The 24,396-nt window shown below is 72.7% G+C and carries 22 protein-coding genes; 20 read left to right on the forward strand and 2 right to left on the reverse strand.

Features of this window, described 5'->3' with window-relative positions:
* Positions 1-130 precede the first annotated feature (130 nt).
* The 5 genes from ACGFS9_RS06340 (at position 131) to rpsD (ending at position 5,960) form a co-directional block, all read left to right on the forward strand.
* Positions 131-853 carry an MBL fold metallo-hydrolase gene (locus tag ACGFS9_RS06340; RefSeq protein ID WP_393251149.1) on the forward strand — a complete coding sequence of 241 codons (723 nt, stop codon included), beginning with the start codon at positions 131-133 and terminating at the stop codon, positions 851-853.
* Between the two features lie 12 nt (positions 854-865).
* The gene (hisS, locus tag ACGFS9_RS06345) at positions 866-2,128 is read left to right on the forward strand and encodes a histidine--tRNA ligase (protein ID WP_393251150.1); all 1,263 of its coding nucleotides are present in this window, start codon (positions 866-868) and stop codon (positions 2,126-2,128) included.
* 841 nt (positions 2,129-2,969) lie between these two features.
* The gene (locus ACGFS9_RS06350; protein ID WP_393251151.1) at positions 2,970-3,605 is read left to right on the forward strand and encodes a vitamin K epoxide reductase family protein; all 636 of its coding nucleotides are present in this window, start codon (positions 2,970-2,972) and stop codon (positions 3,603-3,605) included.
* Positions 3,606-3,649: 44 nt separating this feature from the next.
* Positions 3,650-5,005 carry a replication-associated recombination protein A gene (locus ACGFS9_RS06355; protein ID WP_393251152.1) on the forward strand — a complete coding sequence of 452 codons (1,356 nt, stop codon included), beginning with the start codon at positions 3,650-3,652 and terminating at the stop codon, positions 5,003-5,005.
* A gap of 340 nt (positions 5,006-5,345) precedes the next feature.
* Complete coding sequence (rpsD, locus tag ACGFS9_RS06360; protein ID WP_366703478.1) at positions 5,346-5,960, forward strand: 30S ribosomal protein S4; 615 nt, start codon at positions 5,346-5,348, stop codon at positions 5,958-5,960.
* Positions 5,961-5,997: 37 nt separating this feature from the next.
* Here the strand turns inward: rpsD and ACGFS9_RS06365 are convergent, their stop codons facing one another.
* Positions 5,998-8,175 (reverse strand): ATP-binding protein, encoded by a 2,178-nt coding sequence (locus tag ACGFS9_RS06365; RefSeq protein WP_393251153.1) that lies wholly within the window; start codon positions 8,173-8,175, stop codon positions 5,998-6,000.
* 161 nt (positions 8,176-8,336) lie between these two features.
* Between ACGFS9_RS06365 and ACGFS9_RS06370 the strand changes: the two genes are divergently transcribed.
* The 13 genes from ACGFS9_RS06370 (at position 8,337) to nusB (ending at position 21,654) form a co-directional block, all read left to right on the forward strand.
* Positions 8,337-8,771 carry a DUF948 domain-containing protein gene (locus tag ACGFS9_RS06370; protein WP_393251154.1) on the forward strand — a complete coding sequence of 145 codons (435 nt, stop codon included), beginning with the start codon at positions 8,337-8,339 and terminating at the stop codon, positions 8,769-8,771.
* Positions 8,772-8,778: 7 nt separating this feature from the next.
* Positions 8,779-9,126, forward strand: coding sequence for a DUF6167 family protein (locus ACGFS9_RS06375; protein WP_393251155.1), 348 nt, complete (start codon positions 8,779-8,781; stop codon positions 9,124-9,126).
* Positions 9,126-11,798 (forward strand): alanine--tRNA ligase, encoded by a 2,673-nt coding sequence (gene alaS, locus ACGFS9_RS06380; protein ID WP_393251156.1) that lies wholly within the window; start codon positions 9,126-9,128, stop codon positions 11,796-11,798. Before ACGFS9_RS06375 ends, alaS begins: the two co-directional genes overlap by 1 nt.
* Positions 11,799-11,808: 10 nt before the next feature.
* A complete protein-coding gene (gene ruvX, locus ACGFS9_RS06385; protein WP_393251157.1) occupies positions 11,809-12,273 on the forward strand; it encodes a Holliday junction resolvase RuvX in 465 nt (154 codons plus the stop codon).
* Positions 12,274-12,397: 124 nt separating this feature from the next.
* Positions 12,398-14,158 carry an endolytic transglycosylase MltG gene (gene mltG, locus ACGFS9_RS06390; RefSeq protein WP_393251158.1) on the forward strand — a complete coding sequence of 587 codons (1,761 nt, stop codon included), beginning with the start codon at positions 12,398-12,400 and terminating at the stop codon, positions 14,156-14,158.
* Positions 14,139-14,978, forward strand: a complete 840-nt coding sequence (locus ACGFS9_RS06395; RefSeq protein WP_393251159.1) for a shikimate dehydrogenase — start codon at positions 14,139-14,141, stop codon at positions 14,976-14,978. The genes mltG and ACGFS9_RS06395 overlap by 20 nt, the downstream gene beginning before the upstream one ends.
* Positions 14,979-15,379: 401 nt before the next feature.
* The gene (gene aroC / locus ACGFS9_RS06400; protein ID WP_393251160.1) at positions 15,380-16,564 is read left to right on the forward strand and encodes a chorismate synthase; all 1,185 of its coding nucleotides are present in this window, start codon (positions 15,380-15,382) and stop codon (positions 16,562-16,564) included.
* A gap of 29 nt (positions 16,565-16,593) precedes the next feature.
* Entirely contained in the window at positions 16,594-17,076 is a 483-nt protein-coding gene (locus tag ACGFS9_RS06405) for a shikimate kinase (RefSeq protein ID WP_393251287.1), read from the forward strand.
* The gene (gene aroB, locus ACGFS9_RS06410; RefSeq protein WP_393251161.1) at positions 17,073-18,164 is read left to right on the forward strand and encodes a 3-dehydroquinate synthase; all 1,092 of its coding nucleotides are present in this window, start codon (positions 17,073-17,075) and stop codon (positions 18,162-18,164) included. Before ACGFS9_RS06405 ends, aroB begins: the two co-directional genes overlap by 4 nt.
* Positions 18,165-18,352: 188 nt before the next feature.
* Positions 18,353-19,255, forward strand: a complete 903-nt coding sequence (locus tag ACGFS9_RS06415; RefSeq protein WP_393251162.1) for a Pro-rich N-terminal domain-containing protein — start codon at positions 18,353-18,355, stop codon at positions 19,253-19,255.
* Positions 19,256-19,480: 225 nt separating this feature from the next.
* The gene (locus ACGFS9_RS06420; protein ID WP_393251163.1) at positions 19,481-20,590 is read left to right on the forward strand and encodes an aminopeptidase P family protein; all 1,110 of its coding nucleotides are present in this window, start codon (positions 19,481-19,483) and stop codon (positions 20,588-20,590) included.
* A gap of 60 nt (positions 20,591-20,650) precedes the next feature.
* On the forward strand, positions 20,651-21,217 hold the full coding sequence (gene efp, locus ACGFS9_RS06425; RefSeq protein ID WP_393251164.1) for an elongation factor P: 567 nt from the start codon (positions 20,651-20,653) through the stop codon (positions 21,215-21,217).
* Between the two features lie 2 nt (positions 21,218-21,219).
* Positions 21,220-21,654 carry a transcription antitermination factor NusB gene (gene nusB, locus ACGFS9_RS06430; RefSeq protein ID WP_393251165.1) on the forward strand — a complete coding sequence of 145 codons (435 nt, stop codon included), beginning with the start codon at positions 21,220-21,222 and terminating at the stop codon, positions 21,652-21,654.
* 332 nt (positions 21,655-21,986) lie between these two features.
* On the opposite strand, the gene bldD is transcribed toward nusB, so the two are convergent.
* Entirely contained in the window at positions 21,987-22,487 is a 501-nt protein-coding gene (gene bldD, locus ACGFS9_RS06435; protein ID WP_393251166.1) for a transcriptional regulator BldD, read from the reverse strand.
* A 255-nt stretch (positions 22,488-22,742) separates the two neighbouring features.
* Between bldD and pyrR the strand changes: the two genes are divergently transcribed.
* Together pyrR and ACGFS9_RS06445 are read left to right on the forward strand one after the other, a co-directional pair.
* On the forward strand, positions 22,743-23,333 hold the full coding sequence (gene pyrR, locus ACGFS9_RS06440) for a bifunctional pyr operon transcriptional regulator/uracil phosphoribosyltransferase PyrR (RefSeq protein WP_393251167.1): 591 nt from the start codon (positions 22,743-22,745) through the stop codon (positions 23,331-23,333).
* An 82-nt stretch (positions 23,334-23,415) separates the two neighbouring features.
* Positions 23,416-24,393, forward strand: a complete 978-nt coding sequence (locus ACGFS9_RS06445; protein WP_393251168.1) for an aspartate carbamoyltransferase catalytic subunit — start codon at positions 23,416-23,418, stop codon at positions 24,391-24,393.
* Positions 24,394-24,396: the final 3 nt, after the last annotated feature.

Consider the following 24,396-nt stretch of genomic DNA (forward strand, 5'->3'; position numbering starts at 1 on the left):
TGAGCCGACCGCCTGCGTGTGACCCGTACCGTATATGGGTTCGCTGAGGAATCGGCAGCGCCGGTAGGCTCTGATCCACAGCCACCCGCCCCGTACGACACCAGCGCGTACGCCACCACGAAGGACGATCGTGCTCATTGCCGGGTTCCCCGCCGGGGCCTGGGGGACCAACTGTTACCTGGTCGCCCCCGCCGCGGGTGAGGAGTGCGTGATCATCGACCCGGGCCACCAGGCCGCCCAGGGAGTCGAGGAGGCACTCGCCAAGCATCGGCTCAAGCCCGTCGCGGTCATCCTCACCCACGGCCACATCGACCATGTCGCGTCGGTCGTCCCCGTGTGCGGGGCGCACGACGTGCCGGCCTGGATCCACCCCGAGGACCGCTACATGATGAGCGACCCGGAGCGGGCGCTCGGCCGTTCCATCGGGATGCCGCTGATGGGCGAGTTGACCGTGGGCGAGCCCGACGACGTGCGGACGCTCGCCGACGGCGCGGACCTGAGTCTGGCGGGTCTGGACCTGTCCGTCGCGCACGCGCCGGGCCATACGAAGGGGTCGGTGACGTTCCGGATGCCCGAGAGCGCGGACATCCCGTCCGTGTTCTTCTCCGGGGATCTGCTCTTCGCCGGCTCCGTCGGACGCACCGACCTGCCCGGCGGCGACATGGACGAGATGCTCGACTCGCTCGGCCGGGTCTGCCTGCCGCTCGACGACTCGACCGTGGTGCTGTCCGGCCACGGCCCCCAGACGACCATCGGCCAGGAGCGCGCCACCAACCCGTATCTGCGGCAGGTGGCGGCGGGCCGCCAGGAACGCGGAGCGGGCCAGAGCGCCGCTCCTCGACGAGGAATGTGACGAGAGACTTCCGTGAGCACCTTCAAGGCCCCCCGGGGCACGTACGACCTGATCCCGCCGGACAGCGCCCGGTACCTGGCCGTCCGCGAGGCCATCGCCGCGCCGCTGCGCAACTCCGGCTACGGCTACATCGAGACGCCCGGCTTCGAGAACGTCGAACTCTTCGCACGCGGTGTCGGTGAGTCCACCGACATCGTGACCAAGGAGATGTACGCCTTCGAGACCAAGGGCGGCGACCGGCTGGCCCTGCGCCCCGAGGGCACCGCCTCCGTGCTGCGCGCCGCCCTGGAGGCCAACCTGCACAAGGCGGGCAACCTCCCCGTCAAGCTCTGGTACTCCGGCTCGTACTACCGCTACGAGCGTCCGCAGAAGGGCCGTTACCGCCACTTCTCCCAGGTGGGTGCCGAGGCGATCGGTGCCGAGGACCCGGCGCTGGACGCCGAGATGATCATCCTGGCCGACCAGGCGTACCGCTCGCTGGGCCTGCGCGACTTCCGCATCCTGCTGAACAGCCTGGGCGACCAGGAGTGCCGTCCCGTCTACCGCGCCGCCCTCCAGGAGTTCCTGCGCGGCCTCGACCTCGACGAGGACACGCTGCGCCGGGCGGAGATCAACCCGCTGCGGGTGCTCGACGACAAGCGCGAGGCCGTCCAGAAGCAGTTGACCGGGGCGCCGCTGCTGCGGGACTACCTGTGCGACGCCTGCACGGCATACCACGAGGAGGTGCGCGACCTGGTCACGGCGGCGGGCGTCGCCTTCGAGGACGACCCGAAGCTGGTGCGCGGCCTGGACTACTACACGCGCACGACCTTCGAGTTCGTCCACGACGGTCTCGGCTCGCAGTCCGCGGTGGGCGGCGGGGGCCGCTACGACGGCCTGTCCGAGATGATCGGCGGCCCGGCGCTGCCGTCGGTGGGCTGGGCCCTCGGTGTCGACCGCACGGTCCTGGCGCTGGAGGCGGAGGGCGTCGAGCTGGACATCCCGGCGTCCACCAGCGTGTTCGCGGTACCGCTCGGCGAGGAGGCGCGCCGGGCGCTGTTCGCGGTGGTGACCGAGCTGCGCAAGGCCGGGGTCGCCGCCGACTTCTCCTACGGGTCCAAGGGGCTCAAGGGCGCGATGAAGAACGCGAACCGGTCGGGGGCGCGCTACACGGTCGTGGCCGGTGAGCGCGACCTCGCCGAGGGCGTCGTGCAGCTCAAGGACATGGAGTCCGGCGAGCAGGCGGCCGTGGCCGTCGGCGACATCGTGGGCGAACTGCGCGCACGGCTGGGCTGAGCCCGGACGCCTCCCGCCCTCCCGCTGCCGGTGAGGGCGGGAGACGCGTTTCCGGCCGGTGGGCGGGTGGCTCAGGCGGGACGGCGGGGCGGGTCTCGGCCGCCGGGCCGTCCCCTCCGGCGGAGGGACGGCAGGCACGGCGCGCAGCGGCGGTCCGCCGGCGCGGCACGCGGCCGGCACCAGGGGGAACCGGGCCGCCCCGTGCCCGGGCCGGGGGCCTTGGCGCCGACGAGCAGCGGCGGCCCGGCCGCCGGAGGCCGGTGACGAGAACCAGCCGGATCCTGCCCGGGACGCCGCGTCCCCGGGCGGCGCGGGGCCGCGGTGATCCTCCCCGGATTCCGCGCATTCAGGGCATGGCGGGCGAACCGCCGCACGGTTTCCGGCACCGTCAACCCGGCGGGCGCGCATTCGTCCTGCCGGGCGACGCCGACCCGGCCATGGGCCCGCGGGCGTGCCCGCGGCCGCGACCGCGCCCGCGGCCGCGACCGCGCCCGGTTCCGGGGCGCCGCCCGCGCCCCTGCCGCCGGTCGCCCGGGGGGATCGCCACCGCCGTGCTGCCGCCCGCCCCATCGGGTCCGAGCAGGCCGAACGCCTGCCTCCGCCGGATGCCGGGGCCGACGCCGCCGGCCGCGGTCACGGCCCCGTGCCGACGGCGCAGCCCGGTCCCGTCGACCGCGGGGCGCTCCCCGTGCACCGCTCACGGCACGGAGCGTCCCGCCGAATCGAGTGCACCGGGGTGTTCCGCGCGTACTTCCTTATGTCCGGCGAACGGTGGGCGCGGGCGCGAGTGCGGCACAATGAGCCTGCCCCCAGGCCCCTTCTAGGCAACGGAAACGGCGTGATGAGCAAGACGACAGTCAGGGACGTCCCGACCGACCACGCACCCCCCGCCGCCGCGCGCACGGCGGGCGGCAGCCGGGCCCTCGCCCTGCTGCTGGTGATCACGGGCGCGGCCGGTCTCCTTGCCGCGTGGGTCATCACGATCGACAAGTTCAAGCTGCTGGAAGACCCGAACTTCACGCCCGCGTGCAGCCTGAACCCGGTCGTGTCCTGCGGCAACATCATGAAGAGCGACCAGGCGTCCGCCTTCGGGTTCCCCAACCCGATGCTGGGCCTGGTCGCCTACGGCATCGTCATCTGCGTCGGCGTGAGCCTGCTCACCCGCGTCGCCTTCCCCCGCTGGTACTGGCTGACCTTCAACGCCGGCACGCTGTTCGGCGTCGGATTCTGCACCTGGCTCCAGTACCAGTCGCTGTACCGGATCAACTCGCTGTGCCTGTGGTGCTGCCTCGCGTGGGTCGCCACCATCGTCATGTTCTGGTACGTGACCTCGTTCAACGTCCGCCACGGCTTCCTGCCCGCCCCGCGCTCGGCGAAGGGCTTCCTCGGCGAGTTCACCTGGGTCCTGCCCGTGCTGCACATCGGCGTCATCGGCATGCTGATCCTCACCCGCTGGTGGGACTTCTGGACCAGCTGACGGCTCCGCGGGGACTGTCGGCGGCGTGACATAGGGTTTCCGACGTGGAGCCCGACCTGTTCACCGCCGCAGCAGAAGAACGCCAGGAGAAGGACCCGTCCGGCAGTCCCCTGGCGGTGCGGATGCGCCCGCGCACCCTCGACGACGTCGTGGGGCAGCAGCATCTGCTGAAGCCGGGCTCGCCGCTGCGCAGACTCGTCGCCGAGGGCGGTGGCGGCCCGGCGGGACCGTCCTCCGTGATCCTCTGGGGCCCGCCCGGCACCGGCAAGACGACCCTCGCCTACGTGGTCTCCAAGGCCACCGACAAGCGCTTCGTCGAACTGTCCGCCATCACCGCCGGCGTCAAGGAGGTGCGCGCCGTCATCGACGGCGCCCGCCGCGCCACCGGCGGCTTCGGCAAGGAGACCGTCCTCTTCCTCGACGAGATCCACCGCTTCAGCAAGGCCCAGCAGGACTCCCTCCTCCCGGCCGTCGAGAACCGCTGGGTCACCCTGATCGCCGCGACCACGGAGAACCCGTACTTCTCGGTGATCTCGCCGCTGCTCTCCCGCTCCCTGCTCCTCACCCTCGAACCGCTCACCGACGAGGACCTGCGCGGCCTGCTGCGCCGTGCCCTCGGCGACGAGCGCGGCCTCGGCGGCGCCGTGACCCTCCCCGAGGACACCGAGCAGCACCTGCTGCGGATCGCCGGCGGTGACGCCCGCCGGGCCCTGACCGCGCTGGAGGCCGCCGCCGGTGCCGCCCTCGACCAGGGCGAGCCCGAGATCACCCTCCAGACCCTGGAGGCGACCGTCGACCGCGCCGCGGTGACGTACGACCGCGACGGCGACCAGCACTACGACGTGGCCAGCGCGCTCATCAAGTCCATCCGTGGCTCGGACGTCGACGCGGCCCTGCACTACCTGGCCCGGATGGTCGAGGCGGGCGAGGACCCCCGGTTCATCGCCCGCCGCCTGATGATCTCCGCGAGCGAGGACATCGGCCTCGCCGACCCGAACGCGCTGCCCATCGCGGTGGCCGCCGCCCAGGCCGTCGCGATGATCGGGTTCCCGGAGGCCGCGCTCACCCTCAGCCACGCCACGATCGCCCTCGCCCTGGCCCCGAAGTCCAACGCCGCGACGACCGCGATCGGCGCCGCCCTGGACGACGTGCGCAAGGGACACGCGGGGCCGGTCCCGGCCCACCTGCGCGACGGGCACTACAAGGGCGCCGCCAAGCTCGGGCACGCCCAGGGCTACGTGTACCCGCACGACCTGCCCGAGGGCATCGCCGCCCAGCAGTACGCCCCGGAGGAGCTGAAGGACCGGGAGTACTACACCCCGACCCGGCACGGGGCCGAGGCGCGGTACGCGGACGCGGTGGAGTGGACCCGCAGGCACCTCGGTCGAGGGCGGTCCTGAACACCCTGTAGCATGTCCCGAAGCGCTGCGTCCCGTGTCCGGCTCCGGTCGGCACCACCAGAACGGGACATCCAGCCGGAGCCCCGCCGACACGGGGGGATTCCAGGAGCGTCGCGCACCGTCGAAGGTGTCGCGGGCAACCCACCACCCCCCGGATCCCCGGGACAGGTCGGTGGGTCACTCGCGTGCTGCACGTATGTGCCCAGACCCAGGAGCGGCTGCCCGCCCCGTCCCACGTGGAGGTCCACGTCGGCGAGGAGGGTTTCCCGGGCTGCGGATTGCGACCTCCCCTAACCCTGGTGAAGCCGTATTCGCATCGGAAACATGAGGTGTTTGGTTCATGGCGAACCAGTCCCGCCCCAAGGTCAAGAAGTCGCGTGCGCTCGGTATCGCGCTGACCCCGAAGGCCGTCAAGTACTTCGAGGCCCGCCCCTACCCGCCGGGTGAGCACGGCCGCGGCCGCAAGCAGAACTCGGACTACAAGGTCCGTCTGCTGGAGAAGCAGCGTCTGCGCGCGCAGTACGACGTGTCCGAGCGCCAGCTCGTCCGCGCCTACGAGCGTGCCTCCAAGGTCCAGGGCAAGACCGGTGAGGCCCTGATCATCGAGCTGGAGCGTCGTCTCGACGCGCTGGTCCTGCGTTCGGGCATCGCCCGCACGATCTACCAGGCCCGCCAGATGGTCGTCCACGGCCACATCGAGGTCAACGGCCAGAAGGTCGACAAGCCCTCGTTCCGCGTCCGTCCCGACGACGTCGTGATGGTCCGCGAGCGCAGCCGCGGCAAGACGCTCTTCGAGGTCTCCCGCGCCGGTGGCTTCGCCCCCGACGGCGAGACCCCGCGCTACCTCCAGGTGAACCTCCCGGCCCTGGCCTTCCGCCTGGACCGCGAGCCGAACCGCAAGGAGATCCCGGTGATCTGCGACGAGCAGCTCGTCGTCGAGTACTACGCCCGCTGATTCCACTCCGCGGACGCGGTACCACCCGCGCGTCACGTCAGCCCGTCGTCTCTCCGCCCTTCGCGGTGGGGGAGACGGCGGGCTTTCGCGCGTCCGGGACGAGCCTGCGCGGCGACGGCACGGCCCCGAGCGCCCGGGTCCCCGACCCGTCCAGGGCCCGGGTGATCGCGTCCTCCCTCCCGAGCAGCCGCCCCGCCCGCAGCCGCTCCTCGTACCGCTCGTCGCCCAGCCGCCCGCGGGCCAGCGCCGCGCAGCGCTCGTGCGGCGCGTTGTAGTAGGCCGAACCGAACAGCGGCAGGCCCACCGACGGCCACATCCGGGACGCCGCCCCCTGGAGCAGCGCCGCCTCCGCCGGATCGCCCTCCACCGCGGTGACCAGGGCCAGCAGCTCGACCGCGAGGACGGCGCCGAGCAGATCGCGGAAGGTGTGGGCGATGCCCAGCTGCCGGCGCAGCAACTCCCGCGCACGGGCCGGGTCGCCGCCGGCCTGCGCCTCGTACGCCAGGACGTACAGCGCGTACCCGAGCGCCCAGCGCTCCCCGTGGTCCTCGCAGACCCGGCGGACGTCCTCGCACAGCCGGACCGCGGCGGGCAGGTCGCCCCGGAAGGCCAGCGCCATCGCCAGCTCGACCTGCCCCATCAGCACGTTGCTGTTCAGCTCGCCGATCGCGTGATAGCGGTCCAGCGCCGACCGCAGCAGCGTCTCGGCGCGCTCCATGTCGTCGGTCACCAGCGCCAGACAGCCCGTGCGGTGCTCGGCGTAGGCGATCGCCACCGCGTTCCGCGAGCGCTCCGCCTCGGTCCGGCACTCGTGGAGCGCCGACAGGGCGGACACCGAGTCGCCCTGGAGGACCGCCACATAGCCGAGCACCCACAGGGCCTTGAGCCGCGACTGGTCGCGGTCGCCGTCCAGCTCGACACTGCGCTCCAGCCAGTGCCGGCCCTCCGCGAGCCGGCCGCAGCCCACCCAGCAGAACCACAGGGCTCCGGCGAGGTACTGCCCCAGATGCGCGCCGTCCGGCTCGGCCAGGGAGAACTCCAGCGCCCGGCGCAGGTTCGGCAGCTCCGCCTCGACCCGGGCGGCGACCTCGGCCTGCCGCGGCGAGAACCAGTCCAGCTCGCACCAGGTGGCCAGCCCCATGTACCAGTCGCGGTGCCGGCGCCGCAGCCGCTCCGCGTCGCCCGTCGCCTCCAGCCACTCCGCCCCGTAGTCCCGCACCGTGTCCAGCATCCGCAGCCGCACCCCGGCCGGCGTCTCCTCGCGGGAGAGCACCGACTGCGCGAGCAGCGCGTCCAGCACGTCGAGGACCTCGTCGGCGGGGAGCCCGTCGCCGCTGCACACGTACTCGGCGGCCTCCAGGTCGAAGCAGCCGGCGAACACCGACAGCCGCGCCCACAGCAGCCGCTCGGCGGACGTGCACAGCTCGTGACTCCAGCCGATCGCGGTCCGCAGTGTCTGGTGCCGGGGCAGCGCGTCCCGCCCGCCCCCGGTCAGCAGCCGGAACCGGTCCTCCAGGCGGGCGAGCAGCCGGCCGGGGGAGAGGGCGCCGAGCCGCCCCGCGGCCAGCTCCAGCGCCAGCGGGATGCCGTCCAGCCGCCGGCACAGTTCCGCCACGTCGGCCCGGTCGTCCTCGTCCAGCACGAAACCGGGGATCCGTGCCGCCGCCCGGTCGGCGAACAGCTCCACCGCCTGTGGCGTGGGCAGCGGCGCGAGCGGGAACACCCGCTCCCCGCCCAGGCCCAGCGGGCGGCGCCCCGCCGCGAGCACGACCAGCCCCGGCGCCCGCCGCAGCAGCTCCGCGACCAGGGCGGCGCTCGCCTCCACCAGGTGCTCGTAACCGTCCAGCAGGAGCAGCAGCCGGCGGCCGGCGAGATGGCCGACCAGCACCCGCCTGATCGGCGTCGCGGTGTGGTCCGTCAGCCCCAGGGCCTCGGCCGCCGCGTGGACCACGAGGTCCGGGTCGTGCACCGCGGACAGGTCGACGCGGCACACCGCCCGGGGCCCGTCCGCCCCACCGGCCCGCGCCGCCGCGCGCGCGGCGAAGCGCGACTTGCCCACGCCCGCCACTCCGGTCACCGTGACCAGGCGGGCCGATGCCAGCAGCTCGGCGAGCCGCTCCAGTTCGGCGGAGCGCCCCACGAACGCGTCGAGTTCCAGGGGCAGATCGCCGGGCGCCGGCGAAGCGGGCTCCCGGGCCGGGTGAGAACGCTGCATGGGACACGGAGCGTACTGACCCGTGAGCACTCCGTACAATCGCTTCGCGCAACTCCGGGTGCGGCGCCCGGTAATGCGGTACGGAGCCGCGGCGTCGGCGCGATAGGCTCGGGGGACGACTTTTCGATGTTCGGGCAGGCAGTCAGGGAGCGGGTGCGACAGTGACCGGTGGTGAGGTGGCCGGCATCCTGGTGGCCGTGTTCTGGGCGATCCTGGTGTCCTTCCTCGCCGTCGCGCTGGCGAGACTGGCCCAGACGCTCAAGGCGACCACCAAACTCGTGGCGGACGTGACCGACCAGGCCGTCCCCCTGCTGGCGGACGCCTCGGCGGCCGTGCGCTCCGCGCAGACCCAGATCGACCGCGTCGACGCCATCGCGTCGGACGTGCAGGAGGTCACCTCGAACGCGTCGGCCCTGTCGACCACCGTGGCCTCCACCTTCGGCGGGCCCCTGGTCAAGGTCGCGGCGTTCGGTTACGGCGTGCGCCGGGCCATCGGAGGCCGTCGAGAGAACGAGCCCGACAAGGCGTCCCGGCGAACCGTGATCGTGGGCCGCACCATCCCGTCGTCGCGGCGGGGAAAGCGGAAGAAGGACTGACGCAGCGATGTTCCGCCGTACGTTCTGGTTCACCGCGGGCGCAGCCGCGGGTGTATGGGCCACCACCAAGGTCAACCGCAAGATCCGGTCGCTGACCCCCGAGAGCCTCGCGGCCCAGGCCGCCAACAAGGCGATCGATGCGGGCCACCGCCTCAAGGACTTCGCCCTCGACGTCCGCGACGGGATGGCGCAGCGGGAGGCCGAACTCGGCGAGGTGCTCGGCCTGGACGGCCGTCCCGACCCCGGACTCCCCGCGCAGCGCCGGACCGGCGCCGCCGGGCGGCTCGCCGGCGACCAGCAGATCAAGTACATCGAGAACACGACGTACACGTACAACCGGAATGAGGACCACTGATGGAGTCGGCTGAAATCCGCCGCCGCTGGCTGAGCTTCTACGAGGAGCGCGGTCACACCGTCGTCCCTTCGGCGTCGCTCATCGCGGACGACCCGACTCTGCTCCTCGTCCCCGCCGGCATGGTCCCCTTCAAGCCGTACTTCCTCGGCGAGGTCAAGCCGCCGTGGTCGCGCGCCACCAGCGTGCAGAAGTGCGTGCGCACCCCCGACATCGAAGAGGTCGGCAAGACCACCCGGCACGGCACGTTCTTCCAGATGTGCGGCAACTTCTCCTTCGGCGACTACTTCAAGGAAGGAGCCATCACCTACGCCTGGGAGCTCCTCACCTCGCCTCAGGACAAGGGCGGTTACGGCCTCGACCCCGAGCGCCTGTGGATCACGGTCTACCTCGACGACGACGAGGCCGAGACCATCTGGCGGGACAGGATCGGCGTGCCGGCCGAGCGCATCCAGCGCCTGGGCAAGAAGGACAACTACTGGTCCATGGGCGTCCCCGGACCCTGCGGTCCGTGCTCCGAGATCAACTACGACCGCGGCCCCGAGTTCGGCGCCGAGGGCGGCCCGGCGGTCAACGACGAGCGCTACGTGGAGATCTGGAACCTGGTCTTCATGCAGTACGAGCGCGGCGAGGGCATCTCGAAGGACGACTTCGAGATCCTCGGCGAGCTGCCCAGCAAGAACATCGACACCGGCCTCGGGCTGGAACGTCTCGCCATGATCCTGCAGGGCGTGCAGAACATGTACGAGATCGACACCTCGATGGCCGTCATCGAGAAGGCCACCGAGCTGACCGGCGTGGAGTACGGCGCCGCGGACGCCTCCGACGTCTCGCTGCGCGTCGTCACCGACCACATGCGCACCTCCGTCATGCTCATCGGCGACGGCGTCAGCCCCGGCAACGAGGGCCGCGGCTACGTGCTGCGCCGCATCATGCGCCGGGCCATCCGCAACATGCGGCTGCTCGGCGCCACCGGTCCGGTCGTCAAGGACCTCATCGACGTCGTGATCGAGATGATGGGCCGGCAGTACCCCGAGCTGGTCACCGACCGGCAGCGGATCGAGACCGTGGCCCTCGCCGAGGAGGCGGCCTTCCTCAAGACGCTGAAGGCCGGCACGAACATCCTCGACACCGCCATCTCCGACACCAAGGAGACCGGCGGCACCGTCCTCGCCGGCGACAAGGCGTTCCTGCTCCACGACACCTGGGGCTTCCCGATCGACCTCACCCTCGAAATGGCCGCCGAACAGGGCCTGTCGGTGGACGAGGACGGCTTCCGCCGCCTGATGAAGGAGCAGCGGGACAAGGCCAAGGCCGACGCCCGCGCCAAGAAGACCGGGCACGCCGACCTCGGCGCCTACCGGCAGATCGCCGACGCCGCCGGCGAGACGGACTTCATCGGGTACGACCGCACCGAGGGCGAGTCGACCATCGTCGGCATCCTGGTCGACGGCGTCTCCTCGCCGGCCGCGACGGAGGGCGACGAGGTGGAGATCGTCCTCGACCGCACCCCCTTCTACGCCGAGGGCGGCGGCCAGATCGGCGACACCGGCCGCATCCGGGTCGACTCCGGCGCCGTCATCGAGGTCCGCGACTGCCAGAAGCCCGTCCCCGGCGTGTACGTCCACAAGGGCGTCGTCCAGGTCGGCGAGGCCACCGTCGGCGCCAAGGCGCAGGCCACCATCGACGTGCGCCGGCGCACGGCGATCGCCCGCGCCCACTCGGCCACGCACCTCACGCACCAGGCGCTGCGCGACGCCCTCGGCCCGACCGCCGCCCAGGCCGGTTCGGAGAACCAGCCCGGCCGCTTCCGCTTCGACTTCGGTTCCCCCTCGGCCGTCCCGACGGCCGTCATGACCGACGTCGAGCAGCAGATCAACGAGGTGCTGGCCCGCGACCTGGACGTCGAGGCCGAGGTCATGAGCATCGACGAGGCGAAGAAGCAGGGCGCCATCGCCGAGTTCGGCGAGAAGTACGGCGAGCGGGTCCGCGTGGTGACCATCGGCGACTTCTCCAAGGAGCTGTGCGGCGGCACCCACGTGCACAACACGGCCCAGCTCGGTCTGGTCAAGCTGCTGGGCGAGTCGTCCATCGGCTCCGGGGTGCGCCGCATCGAGGCCCTCGTCGGCGTCGACGCGTACAACTTCCTCGCCCGCGAGCACACGGTCGTCGCCCAGCTCCAGGAACTGGTCAAGGGCCGTCCCGAGGAGCTTCCGGAGAAGGTCTCCGCCATGCTCGGCAAGCTGAGGGAGGCCGAGAAGGAGATCGAGCGGTTCCGCGCGGAGAAGGTCCTGCAGGCCGCCGCCGGTCTCGTGGAGTCCGCCGAGGACGTGGGCGGCGTCGCCCTGGTCACCGGCCAGGTGCCCGACGGCACCGGCGCCGACGACCTGCGCAAGCTGGTCCTCGACGTGCGCGGCCGCATCCAGGGCGGACGGGCCGCGGTCGTGGCCCTGTTCACCGTGGCCGGCGGCAAGCCGCTGACGGTCATCGCCACCAACGAGGCCGCGCGTGAGCGCGGGCTCAAGGCCGGCGAGCTCGTCCGGGCCGCCGCCAAGACCCTCGGCGGCGGCGGTGGCGGCAAGCCGGACGTCGCCCAGGGCGGAGGCCAGAACCCGGCCGCCGTCGGCGAGGCGGCCGACGCGGTCCGGCGCCTCGTCGCCGAGACGGCCAAGTAGGTCCGCGGCCATGCGCAGAGGACGCCGGCTGGCGATCGACGTCGGGGACGCCCGGATCGGGGTCGCCTCGTGCGACCCCGACGGAATCCTCGCGACACCGGTGGAGACGGTCCCGGGACGCGACGTCCCGGCGGCCCACCGCCGGCTGGGACAGCTCGTCGAGGAGTACGAACCGATCGAGGTCGTCGTCGGTCTCCCTCGCTCCCTCAAGGGGGGCGAGGGGCCCGCCGCCGTCAAGGTCAGGGCCTTCGCCCAGCACCTCGCACGGGCGATCGCTCCGGTCCCGGTGCGGCTCGTCGACGAGCGGATGACCACGGTGACGGCGGGTCAGGGGCTGCGCGCCTCGGGCGTGAAGGCGAAGAAGGGCAGGTCGGTCATCGACCAGGCCGCCGCCGTCGTCATCCTGCAGCAGGCGCTGGAATCCGAACGGGTGTCAGGTAAATCTCCCGGCGAGGGCGTCGAAGTGGTCATGTGATCGCGATACGGTAACGTTCCGCGCGATGCGGTGGTGTTCGAACAGCCCCCGCACAGCAAAAGAGGCGGACGGGAGCCGGGCCACGAGAGCCGGCAGCTGCCGGCTCTCGGCTCGTAGGGGATCGATGACTGAGTATGGCCGGGGCCCAGGCTCCGAACCGTGGCATCCGCAGGACCCGTTGTACGGGGACGGCGGATGGGGCGGGCAGGCCGCCGACGGCCGGTCCGCCTACGACGGCGGCCGGCCGCAGCAGTACGGCCAGGCTCAGGCGCATCCTGACGAGCAGGGCGACTGGGGCACCGGCGGGCAGCCGCACGGCCAGGGATACCAGCAGTACCCGCAGCATTCCCCGGGCGAATCCGGCCAGTACCCGTACCCCGAGCAGCAGTACCCCGGTCAGGGGCAGCCCCAGTACGCCGGACAGCCGCAGCAGCACTACCCCGCCCAGGGGCAGCAGCAGTACCGGCAGCAGCAGCCCGGGGACGACCGGAGTTACGACGACGGCGGCGGCTGGCAGACCGGGGGCCACCCCCAGGTGCCCTACGCCGCCGACCCGACCGACCCCTACGCGGGCGGGTACCCCGCCGAGCAGCCGGACTTCTACAACACCCCCGAGGCGTACCCGCCGCCCGAGCCCCCGGCGCGGCGCCGCGCGGAGCCCGAGCCGGAGACCGACTGGGACCCCGGGCCCGACGAGGGCGAGCACGCCTTCTTCTCCGGCGGCGACGAGGACGACGACGCCGACGACGACCCCCAGGGCCGGCGGGGCCGCGGCGACCGCAAGGGCCGGGGCGGCGCCAAGGGCCGCAAGCGGCGCAGCGGCTGCGCGTGCCTGGTGGTCGTCGCGGTGTTCGGCGGGGGGCTCGCCGGCGTCACCTATTTCGGCTACCACTACTACCAAAATCGCTTCGGCTCGGCGCCCGACTACGCGGGCGACGGTTCGGGCCAGGTGACCGTCGAGATCGGCAAGGGCGCCGGCGGCTACGAGATCGGTCAGAAACTCAAGGCGCTCGGGGTCGTCAAGAGCGTGGACGCCTTCGTCTCCGCCCAGCAGGAGAACCCCGACGGCCAGAAGATCCAGGCCGGCGCCTATCTGCTGCGCAAGCAGATGTCCGCGGCGAGCGCCGTCGAGCTGATGCTCGACCCCAAGAGCCAGAACAACGTCGTCGTGGCTCCCGGGAACCGCAACGTCACGGTCTACGCGGCCATCGACAAGCAGCTCGGTCTCTCCAAGGGGACCACCGGCAAGGTCGCGGAGAAGGACTACAAGAGCCTGGGGCTGCCGAGCTGGGCGAACAGCGACCGGCACATAAAGGATCCGCTGGAAGGATTCCTCTGGCCCGCCACCTACCCGGCGGCCAAGGGGATGAAGCCCGAGAACGTGCTCAAGAGCATGGTCAAGCAGGCGTCGAGCAACTACGCCTCGATGGGCATCGAGGAGAAGGCCAAGTCGCTGAAGCTGGCCGATCCGCTGCAGGTGGTCACGGTCGCGAGCCTGGTGCAGGCGGAAGGCAAGACCCACGACGACTTCCGCAAGATGGCCGAGGTCGTCTACAACCGTCTGAAGCCCTCCAACACCGAGACGAACCAGCTCCTGCAGTTCGACTCGACCTTCAACTACCTCAAGCGCCAGAGCAACATCCACATCAGCGAGTCCGAGATCAACAGCAACCGGGACCCCTACAACACGTACACGCAGAAGGGGCTGCCGCCCGGCCCGATCGGCAATCCCGGGGTCGAGGCGCTGAACGCGACGTTCCATCCCACGAGCGACGGCTGGATGTACTTCGTGGCGACCGACGGTCACAGCAAGACCGAGTTCGCCAGGACGAACGCCGACTTCGAGAAGCTCAAGGACAAGTTCAATGACAGTTCGGGCAACTGATGCCCGCCGGGCCGCCGTGCTCGGATCCCCGATCGCCCACTCGCTCTCCCCGGTGCTGCACCGCGCCGCGTACCGGGAGCTGGGCCTCGGGGCCTGGACGTACGACCGGTTCGAGGTCGACGAGGAGTCGCTGGCCGGGTTCCTCGGCGGCCTCGGTCCCGAATGGGCCGGGCTGTCGCTGACCATGCCGCTCAAGCGCGCCGTTATTCCGCTGCTCGACGAGATCAGCGGGACGGCGGCCTCCGTCGAGGCCGTCAACACCGTGGTCGTCGCCGAGGACGGACGCCGCACCGGTGACAACACGGACATCCCCGGCATGGTGGCGGCGCTCCGCGAGCGCGGGATCGAGCAGGTCGACTCGGCCGCCGTGCTCGGCGCCGGAGCCACCGCCTCCTCGGCCCTCGCCGCGCTCGCGCGGATCTGCACGGGCGAGGTCGTCGCCTACGTCCGCAGCGCCGAGCGCGCCGCCGAGATGCGGCGGTGGGGCGAGCGGCTCGGCGTGGACGTCCGCACCGCCGACTGGACCGACGCCGCCGAGGCGCTGCGGGCCCCCCTGGTCGTCGCCACGACCCCGGCGGGTACCACCGACGCCCTGGCCGTGGCCGTACCGGAGCGTCCCGCGACCCTGTTCGACGTCCTGTACGACCCCTGGCCCACCCGGCTCGCCGCGCGCTGGTCGGCGTCCGGCGGTGCCGTCGTCGGCGGGCTCGACCTCCTGGTCCACCAGGCGGTGCTCCAAGTCGAACAGATGACCGGATGTCGTCCCGCTCCGCTCGATGCCATGCGCCGGGCCGGTGAACGCGCCCTCGCCGCACGCTAGTGCCCTGACCGGCCGGGTTCACCGGCTCGCGACGCCCGGCCCGGCACCTCGCCGCGTTGTCTCACCACCCGGACACATCCCGGTGGCGGGCGACGCCCGGCCCGGCGACGCACCGCACCGCACCGGACGCCCCGGGCTTCCCGGCGAACCTCTCCGGTCACCGCACAGGGCGGACGGGCCACGGCACCCGCCGCGCCCCGGACGCCTTGGCGGAACCGTCCCCGCGCCCGCCGCGCCCCGGACGGACGCGTCCGCCTGATGGACCTGCGGCCGGTTCCCGCCCCCGGACGTGGGAGGATCGGGGACGGCGGGCCAGGGCCGCGCACCCGGTCCCGCCGTCGCCGTACGCGAGGACGCGCGTACGCAGCAGCAGCACCAGGGCGCGAGCATGAGGAGCACCGTTGAGCAGGTTGCGCTGGCTGACCGCAGGGGAGTCCCACGGTCCCGCACTTGTGGCGACGCTGGAGGGACTTCCCGCCGGCGTGCCGATCACCACGGACATGGTGGCGGACCACCTGGCCCGGCGGCGCCTCGGCTACGGGCGCGGTGCCCGGATGAAGTTCGAGCGCGACGAGGTCACCTTCCTCGGCGGCGTCCGGCACGGCCTCAGCCTCGGCTCCCCGATCGCCGTCATGGTCGGCAACACCGAGTGGCCCAAGTGGGACCAGGTCATGGCCGCCGACCCGGTCGCCCCGGAGATCCTCGCCGACCTCGCGCGCAACGCCCCGCTCACCCGCCCCCGGCCCGGCCACGCCGACCTCGCCGGCATGCAGAAGTACGGCTTCGACGAGGCCCGGCCGATCCTGGAGCGCGCCTCCGCCCGCGAGACCGCGGCCCGGGTGGCCCTCGGCGCGGTCGCCCGCTCCTACCTCAAGGAGACGGCCGGCATCGAGATCGTCTCCCACGTCGTCGAACTGGCGGCGGCCAAGGCGCCCCGCGGCGTCCTCCCCGAGCCCTCGGACGTCGACAGGCTCGACGCCGACCCGGTGCGCTGCCTCGACGCCGACGCCTCCAAGGCGATGGTCGCGGAGATCGACCAGGCCCACAAGGACGGAGACACCCTCGGCGGCGTCGTCGAGGTCCTCGCGTACGGCGTGCCGGTGGGCCTCGGCTCCCACGTCCACTGGGACCGGCGTCTCGACGCACGCCTCGCCGCCGCGCTCATGGGCATCCAGGCGATCAAGGGCGTCGAGGTCGGCGACGGCTTCGACCTCGCGCGCGTGCCGGGTTCGCAGGCGCACGACGAGATCGTCCACACCGCGGAGGGCATCCGGCGCTCCACCGGCCGCTCCGGTGGCACCGAGGGCGGTCTCACCACCGGCGAACTGCTGCGCGTCCGCGCCGCGATGAAGCCGATCGCCACCGTGCCGCGGGCTCTGGCCACCGTCGACGTCGCCACCGGCGAGGCCGCCAAGGCCCACCACCAGCGCTCCGACGTCTGCGCGGTCCCGGCCGCGGGCATCGTCGCCGAGGCCATGGTCGCCCTCGTCCTCGCGGACGCCGTGGCCGAGAAGTTCGGCGGGGACAGCGTCTCGGAGACCCGGCGCAACGTGACCGGCTACCTCGAGAACCTGGCCGTCCGGTGACCGCCCCGCGTCTGGTCCTCGTCGGCCCGATGGGGGTCGGCAAGTCCACCGTGGGCGCGCTCCTCGCCGAGCGCCTCGGCTGCGCCTACCGGGACGCCGACGACGACATCGTCGCCGCACAGGGCCGCACCATCGCCGACATCTTCGTCGACGAGGGCGAGGCCGCCTTCCGGGCGATCGAGAAGGACGCCGTCCGCGAGGCGCTCGCCGGCCACGACGGCGTGCTCGCGCTCGGCGGCGGTGCCGTCCTCGACGCCGGCACCCGCGCGCTGCTCGCCGACCACCGCGTCGTCTACCTCTCCATGGACGTGGAGGAGGCCGTCCAGCGCACCGGCCTGAACGCCGCCCGGCCGCTGCTCGCCGTCAACCCGCGCCGGCAGTGGCGCGAACTGATGGACGCCCGCCGCCACCTGTACACCGACGTGGCGCGCGCGGTCGTGGCGACCGACGGCCGCACCCCCGATGAGGTCGCCCAAGCGGTCCTCGACGCACTGGAGTTGAAGGAAGCATGAGCGAGTCAGTGACCCGTGTCCAGGTCGGTGGCACGGCGGGCACCGATCCCTACGAGGTCCTGGTCGGCCGCCGACTCCTCGGCGAGCTGGCCGGACTGATCGGCGAGCAGGCCAGGCGGGTCGCCGTGATCCACCCCGAGGCACTGGCCGAGACGGGTGAGGCGCTCCGCGCCGACCTGGCGGACCAGGGCTTCGAGGCCGTCGCCATCCAGGTGCCCAACGCCGAGGAGGCCAAGACCGCCGAGGTCGCCGCCTACTGCTGGAAGGCGCTCGGCCAGTCCGGCTTCACCCGCACCGACGTCATCGTCGGCGTGGGCGGCGGCGCCACCACCGACCTCGCCGGCTTCGTGGCCGCGAGCTGGCTGCGCGGAGTGCGCTGGATCGCCGTTCCCACCACCGTGCTCGGCATGGTCGACGCGGCGGTCGGCGGCAAGACCGGGATCAACACCGCCGAGGGCAAGAACCTCGTCGGCGCCTTCCACCCGCCGGCCGGTGTGCTCTGCGACCTGGCGGCGCTCGACTCGCTGCCGGTGCACGACTTCGTGTCCGGGCTCGCCGAGGTCGTCAAGGCCGGCTTCATCGCCGACCCGACGATCCTCGAACTCATCGAGGCGGACCCGCAGGCGGCGAGGACGCCCGCCGGCCCGCACACGGCCGAGCTGATCGTGCGCTCCATCAAGGTCAAGGCGGAGGTCGTCTCCGGCGACCTCAAGGAGTCCGGGCTGCGCGAGATCCTCAACTACGGCCACACGCTGGCGCACGCCATCGAGAAGAACGAGCGCTACAAGTGGCGGCACGGCGCGGCCGTCTCGGTCGGCATGCACTTCGCCGCCGAACTCGGCCGCCTCGCGGGCCGGCTGGACGACGCGACCGCCGACCGGCACCGTACGGTGCTTCAGTCGCTGGGGCTCCCGCTGAGCTACCGCCACGACCAGTGGCCGAAGCTCCTGGAGACGATGAAGGTCGACAAGAAGTCCCGCGGCGACATGCTGCGGTTCATCGTCCTCGACGGCCTGGCCAAGCCCACCGTCCTGGAGGGCCCCGACCCGGCCGTCCTGCTCGCCGCGTACGGCGAGGTCGCCGAGTAGCGACGCCCCTCCGGCCCGGCGCCACCGGGACGCCCCCGGCTCCCTTTGTTCCGCCCCTCGCCCGCGGGCACGTCGCGGCTTCCCCGGCCGTTCACACAACGGCGGCCGGGGAGGGTACCGTTCGGTAGCGGCGGGACCGGGTCCCGTCCGCCAGCGCCCATTGCCTGTACGAGACGGAGTGGCACCGGATGCAGCACGCAGTGGGGGCTCCGCTGCCGCCGCCCCATCAGCCGGGGCACGGTCCGGCCGGCGGCTGGTCGTCGGCCGGACATCACCCGGGGCAGCCGGGTCCCGCACCGGCCCCGGGATTCGCCGGCGGGCCGGTCCCGCCGGGCGCGCCTCCCGCCCAGCCGCCGCAGCAGCCCGTCGCCCCGCACCACGCGCCCGGCCCGCCCGCGCAGCAGCCCCCGGCGCAGCCCGCTCGGCAGCTCCCCGTCCCGCCGCCGGACAGCACCGGGCACGTACGGCTGCCCCCGGGCGGCCCGGTCGGGATGCCGAGCCCGCCGCCCGCCCCCGGGACCCCGGACCCGGCCGCGACGACGCTCGCGGTCCTGCTGATCGGTCCCGCGGGCGCCGGGAAGACCAGTGTGGCCAAGTACTGGGCCGACCACCGCGGGGTGCCGACGGCCCACATCAGCCTGGACGACGTGCGCGAGTGGGTGCGCTCGGGTTTCGCCGACCCCCAGTCCGGGTGGAACGACCACTCCGAGGCGCAGTACCGCCTGGCCCGCCGCACCTGCGGCTTCGCCGCACGGAACTTCCTGGCCAACGGCATCTCCTGCATTCTCGACGACGCCGTCTTCCCGGACCGCCCGGTCGTCGGCCTCGGCGGCTGGAAGCGGCACGTCGGACCGGGGCTGCTGCCCGTCGTCCTGCTGCCGGGCCTGGAGGTCGTCCTGGAGCGCAACGCCCAGCGCTCGGGCAACCGCAGGCTCGGCGACGAGGAGGTCGCGCGCATCCACGGCAGGATGGCCGGCTGGTACGGCTCGGGCCTGCCCATCATCGACAACTCCCAACTCGACGTGGCCGCCACGGCCCGCGTCCTGGACGACGTCCTCGCCCGTTCCATCGCGAGCCCGCCCTCCTGGTGACCCCCGGGCCGCGCGGGGGCGCGCCCCGGCCCGCGCCGGGAACACGGCGGGCGCCTGCGGCTCTCCCGCTCCCCGCGCCGCCGCCTCCGGGCCCGCGGGGGACCGCCGCTCGACGGCCTTCCCGGCCGGAGCGGACCCGGGACCGCCCCGGCTCCGCTCCGGCCGGCCGAACCCGTCCGGCCCTCTGAACCGGCGCCATCCGCCCGCCGCTCGTACGCTCGGTTCATGTCCGAGGTGTACGCGACCCGCCGAGAGCGGCTCCGGGAGCGCTGTACGGCGAGCGGCAGTGCGACCGCTCTGGTGACCCGCCCCGCCAACGTGAGGTACCTCGCCGGCGCGGCCCCGCGCGGCGCCGCCCTGCTGCTGCTCGGCAGGGGAGAGGACGTGCTGCTGTGCGCCGGAACGCCGGTCGGCGACGTCGGCGAGGGGCGCCCCGACGAGGGCGTGGAGGTGCGGGCGCTGCCGCGCGCCGGCGGTGACCCGGCGGTCGCCGCCGCGGGCATGGCGGCCGGCCGGGGGGCCGACTCCCTCGCCGTCGAGGAGCACCACGTCACCGTGGCCCGCCACCGCGCCCTGGGCTCGGTGGCCCCCCGGCTGCGTCTCGCGGACCTGGGCGGCGCCGTCGAGCAACTGCGGGTCGTCAAGGACGAGGAGGAGATCTCCGCGCTGCGGATCGGCGCCGAGATCGCCGACCAGGCCCTCGGGGAACTCCTCGAATCCATCCTCGTCGGCCGCACCGAACGCCATCTCGCGCTGGAACTGGAGCGGCGGCTGGTCGACCACGGCGCGGACGGCCCGGCCTTCCGCACCTCGGTCGGCACCGGCCCGAACTCGGGCACGCGGGGCCACCGTCCCACCGACCGCAGGGTGGAGGAGGGCGACTTCCTCACCGTCTGCCTCGGTGCGACCTACCGGGGCTACCGCTGCGAGGTCGGCCGCACGTTCGTCATCGGCACCTCTCCCGCCGACTGGCAGATCGAGCTGTACGACCTCGTCTTCGCCGCTCAGCGCGCCGGACGGGAGGCGCTGCTGCCCGGCGCCGCCTACCGCGACGTGGACCGCGCGGCCCGGCAGGTGCTGGACTCCGCGGGCCACGCCGAGGGCCTTGTGCCGCTCACCGGGCACGGGGTCGGGCTCGAAATCGACGAGGACCCGCAGCTTGCCCCCGCGGCCATGGGTAAACTGGACGCTTGCGTGCCGGTCACCGTCGAACCGGGGGTCCACCTCCCGGGACGGGGCGGTGTCCGGATCGATGACACGCTCGTCGTGCGCCCTGAGGCGGACGGCGGACCCGAGCTACTCACCATCACGACCAAGGAGCTGCTCGCGCTCTAGCTCTCCGAGCTGGGCGCCTGCGCCGGGGTCGTCCACGTCAGTCCAGGAGATTCCGCAACCGTGGCTTCCACGAACGACCTCAAGAACGGCCTGGTGCTCAAGCTCGACGGAGGCCAGCTCTGGTCCGTCGTCGAGTTCCAGCACGTCAAACCCGGCAAGGGCCCGGCCTTCGTGCGCACCAAGCTGAAGAACGTGCTCTCCGGCAAGGTCGTCGACAAGACGTTCAACGCCGGCGTCAAGGTCGAGACGGCCACGATCGACAAGCGCGACATGCAGTTCTCGTACATGGACGGCGAGTACTTCGTCTTCATGGACATGGACACGTACGACCAGCTCATGGTCGACCGCAAGTCCGTCGGCGACGCCGCCAACTTCCTGGTCGAGGGCTTCACCGCCACCGTCGCCCAGCACGAGGGCGAGGTGCTCTTCGTCGAGCTGCCCGCCGCCGTCGAGCTGGTCATCCAGGAGACCGAGCCCGGCGTCCAGGGCGACCGCTCCACCGGCGGCACCAAGCCCGCCACCCTGGAGACGGGCCACCAGATCCAGGTCCCGCTCTTCATCACCACCGGTGAGAAGATCAAGGTCGACACCCGCACGAGCGACTACCTCGGCCGGGTGAACAGCTAACCGTGGCTGCCCGCAACACGGCCCGCAAGCGCGCCTTCCAGATCCTCTTCGAGGGCGACCAGCGCGGAGTGGACGTCCTGACGGTCCTCGCGGACTGGATCCGGCACTCCCGCTCCGACACCCGGCAGCCGCCGGTCAGCGAGTACACGATGGAGCTGGTCGAGGGGTACGCCGCCCAGGCGCGCCGCATCGACGACCTCATCGCCCAGTACGCCGTCGGCTGGACGCTGGACAGGATGCCGGTCGTCGACCGCAACATCCTGCGCCTCGGCGCCTACGAGCTGATCTGGGTCGACGAGACCCCCGACGCCGTGGTGCTCGACGAGTCGGTGCAGTTGGCCAAGGAGTTCTCCACGGACGAGTCGCCCTCGTTCGTGAACGGCCTGCTCGGCCGTTTCAAGGAGCTCAAGCCGTCGCTGCGCCGCGACGAGGACTAGACGACGACAGACGTCTACGGCCCGCAGGGGCGGTAGGCATCGCCGGAGGGCCCGCAGCGTCCGCGCTGCGGGCCCTCCGGCGTTCCCGCTCCGCGCTCCGGCCCCCCGACGGCTCGCCGCCGGTCCGGGGCCCCGCTCGGGGCCTCCCGCCGCGCATGCCTCGCCCGTCACGCCCCCGCTGCCGGCCGCGTCCGCCGTCTGCCCGCGTCGGTCCCTGCGGGGCGCCTGCGGGGCCGGTGTGGCTCCCGGGAACGCAGAAACCGCCGGGGTGGCCGGAACCCTCAGGCTCCGGCCACCCCGGCGGTACGTTTCTGCTGGGCTGTCCCGCGGGATCAGCCCTCGTCGTGGGCGACGGCGCGGCGCGCGTCCGCGTCCAGCACGCCCCAGCCGATCAGCTGCTCGGTCAGGACCGAGGGGGACTGGTCGTAGATGACGGCGAGGGTGCGCAGGTCGTCCTGGCGGATCGACAGCACCTTGCCGTTGTAGTCACCGCGCTGCGACTGGATGGTCGCGGCGTAGCGCTGGAGCGGGCCCGCCTTCTCGGCCGGCACGTGGGCCAGCCGCTCCAGGTCCAGGACCAGCTTCGGCGGCGGCTCGGCGGCACCGCCGGGGGTGGTGCCGGGCAGCAGCTCCTGCACCGGGACCCCGTAGAAATCGGCCAGCTCGGCGAGGCGCTGGACGGTCACGGCGCGGTCGCCTCGCTCGTACGAGCCGACCACGACGGCCTTCCAGCGGCCCTGGGACTTCTCCTCGACGCCGTGGAGGGAAAGGCCCTGCTGGGTGCGGATGGCACGGAGCTTGGCCCCGAGCTGTTTGGCGTATTCGCTGGACATATAGCTCCCCGGACGCTGTATCAACGTGCGGCTCCGCCGCGCGGCTGGTGACTCTGGTGACTCACTGTGAGGTTACGCAGCGTTACTCTCCCCCGTCAAGCCGGAGGGGTCGGACCAGGTCCCCGCCCGGGGAGCCGCCGGGGATGACGCAAAGGTGGGTGATCAGGCGCGTCGCCGGGCTGGTACGGTGGATGGCGCAATTCCGACGTCCTTTAATGATCCGTCCCGTGAGGCGGAGAAGGAGGTCCGTTTTCCATGGACTCAGAGCAGGACAAGCAGCAGTACGCGGCCGATGCCCGGCCCGTTCTGGAGGCGACCGACATCGCGCGGGTGCTGACCCGCATCGCGCACGAGATCGTCGAACGCGCCAAGGGCGCCGACGACGTCGTCCTCCTCGGCATCCCGACCCGCGGCGTCTTCCTCGCCCGGCGGCTGGCCGACAAGCTCCGGGAGATCACCGGCCGCGCGATCCCGGTCGGCTCCCTCGACATCACGATGTACCGCGACGACCTGCGCATGCACCCGCCGCGTGCGCTGGCCCGCACCGACATCCCCGGTGACGGCATCGACGGCCGCCTCGTCGTCCTCGTCGACGACGTGCTCTTCTCCGGCCGCACCATCCGTGCCGCGCTCGACGCGCTCAACGACATCGGCCGGCCGCGCGCCGTGCAGCTCGCGGTCCTGGTCGACCGGGGCCACCGCGAACTGCCGATCCGCGCCGACTACGTCGGCAAGAACCTCCCCACGTCGTTGCGGGAGACGGTCAAGGTCCAGCTCGCCGAGGAGGACGGCCGCGACACCGTGCTGCTCGGCGCCAAGCGGACCGCCCCGGACGAGCGGCAGTAGCACTCCGGCCCACCCCGCCGAGTGCGCTCCCGCGCGCCCGCATGCCCGAATCCTCCCTGAACCTCCCTACGGAGCCTGACAGATGCAGCGTCATCTCATCTCGGCCGCCGACCTCACCCGCGACGACGCCGTCCTGATCCTCGACACCGCCGAGGAGATGGCCCGGGTCGCCGACCGGCCGATCAAGAAACTGCCGACCCTGCGCGGCCGTACCGTCGTCAACCTCTTCTTCGAGGACTCCACCCGGACCCGGATCTCCTTCGAGGCCGCGGAGAAGCGCCTGTCCGCCGACGTCATCAACTTCACCGCCAAAGGGTCGAGCGTCTCCAAGGGCGAGTCCCTGAAGGACACCGCCCAGACCCTGGAGGCCATGGGGGTCGACGCCGTCGTGATCCGGCACGGCGCCTCCGGGGCCCCCTACCGGCTCGCCACCTCCGGCTGGATCGACGCCGCCGTCATCAACGCGGGCGACGGCACCCACCAGCACCCCACCCAGGCACTGCTCGACGCCTTCACCATGCGCCGGCGCCTGGTCGGCCGGGACGCCGGGATCGGCCAGGACCTGGCCGGCCGGCGCATCACGATCGTCGGCGACGTGCTGCACAGCCGGGTGGCCCGATCGAACGTCGACCTGCTGCACACCCTCGGCGCCGAGGTCACCCTCGTCGCGCCCCCCACCCTGGTCCCCGTCGGTGTCGAGACCTGGCCCTGCGCGGTCTCCTACGACCTCGACAGCACCCTGTCCAAGTCCGACGCCGTCATGATGCTCCGCGTCCAGCGCGAGCGGATGAACGCCGCGTTCTTCCCCACCGAACGCGAGTACTCGCGGCGCTACGGCCTCGACGGCGGGCGCATGGCGAAGATGCCCGAGCACGCCGTCGTGATGCACCCCGGCCCCATGGTCCGCGGCATGGAGATCACCGCCGAGGTCGCCGACTCCGACCGCTGCACCGTCGTCGAGCAGGTCGCCAACGGCGTCTCCATCCGCATGGCCGTGCTCTACCTGCTGCTGGGCGGCAACGAGCCCGCCGTCACCCACACCCGCACCGAGGAGAAGTAAGAC

The sequence above is a fragment of the Streptomyces sp. NPDC048566 genome, assembly GCF_043199735.1.
In the GTDB taxonomy this organism is placed as follows: domain Bacteria; phylum Actinomycetota; class Actinomycetes; order Streptomycetales; family Streptomycetaceae; genus Streptomyces.

What these genes read in the sequence shown, in the direction of transcription:
- ACGFS9_RS06350 (WP_393251151.1), top strand. Translation starts at nt 2,970, where the DNA reads ATGAGCAAGACGACAGTCAGGGACGTCCCGACCGACCACGCACCCCCC.
- rpsD (WP_366703478.1), top strand. Translation starts at nt 5,346, where the DNA reads ATGGCGAACCAGTCCCGCCCCAAGGTCAAGAAGTCGCGTGCGCTCGGT.
- ACGFS9_RS06365 (WP_393251153.1), bottom strand. Translation starts at nt 8,175, where the DNA reads ATGCAGCGTTCTCACCCGGCCCGGGAGCCCGCTTCGCCGGCGCCCGGC.
- ACGFS9_RS06375 (WP_393251155.1), top strand. Translation starts at nt 8,779, where the DNA reads ATGTTCCGCCGTACGTTCTGGTTCACCGCGGGCGCAGCCGCGGGTGTA.
- alaS (WP_393251156.1), top strand. Translation starts at nt 9,126, where the DNA reads ATGGAGTCGGCTGAAATCCGCCGCCGCTGGCTGAGCTTCTACGAGGAG.
- ruvX (WP_393251157.1), top strand. Translation starts at nt 11,809, where the DNA reads ATGCGCAGAGGACGCCGGCTGGCGATCGACGTCGGGGACGCCCGGATC.
- mltG (WP_393251158.1), top strand. Translation starts at nt 12,398, where the DNA reads ATGACTGAGTATGGCCGGGGCCCAGGCTCCGAACCGTGGCATCCGCAG.
- ACGFS9_RS06395 (WP_393251159.1), top strand. Translation starts at nt 14,139, where the DNA reads ATGACAGTTCGGGCAACTGATGCCCGCCGGGCCGCCGTGCTCGGATCC.
- ACGFS9_RS06405 (WP_393251287.1), top strand. Translation starts at nt 16,594, where the DNA reads ATGGGGGTCGGCAAGTCCACCGTGGGCGCGCTCCTCGCCGAGCGCCTC.
- aroB (WP_393251161.1), top strand. Translation starts at nt 17,073, where the DNA reads ATGAGCGAGTCAGTGACCCGTGTCCAGGTCGGTGGCACGGCGGGCACC.
- ACGFS9_RS06415 (WP_393251162.1), top strand. Translation starts at nt 18,353, where the DNA reads ATGCAGCACGCAGTGGGGGCTCCGCTGCCGCCGCCCCATCAGCCGGGG.
- ACGFS9_RS06420 (WP_393251163.1), top strand. Translation starts at nt 19,481, where the DNA reads ATGTCCGAGGTGTACGCGACCCGCCGAGAGCGGCTCCGGGAGCGCTGT.
- bldD (WP_393251166.1), bottom strand. Translation starts at nt 22,487, where the DNA reads ATGTCCAGCGAATACGCCAAACAGCTCGGGGCCAAGCTCCGTGCCATC.
- pyrR (WP_393251167.1), top strand. Translation starts at nt 22,743, where the DNA reads ATGGACTCAGAGCAGGACAAGCAGCAGTACGCGGCCGATGCCCGGCCC.
- ACGFS9_RS06445 (WP_393251168.1), top strand. Translation starts at nt 23,416, where the DNA reads ATGCAGCGTCATCTCATCTCGGCCGCCGACCTCACCCGCGACGACGCC.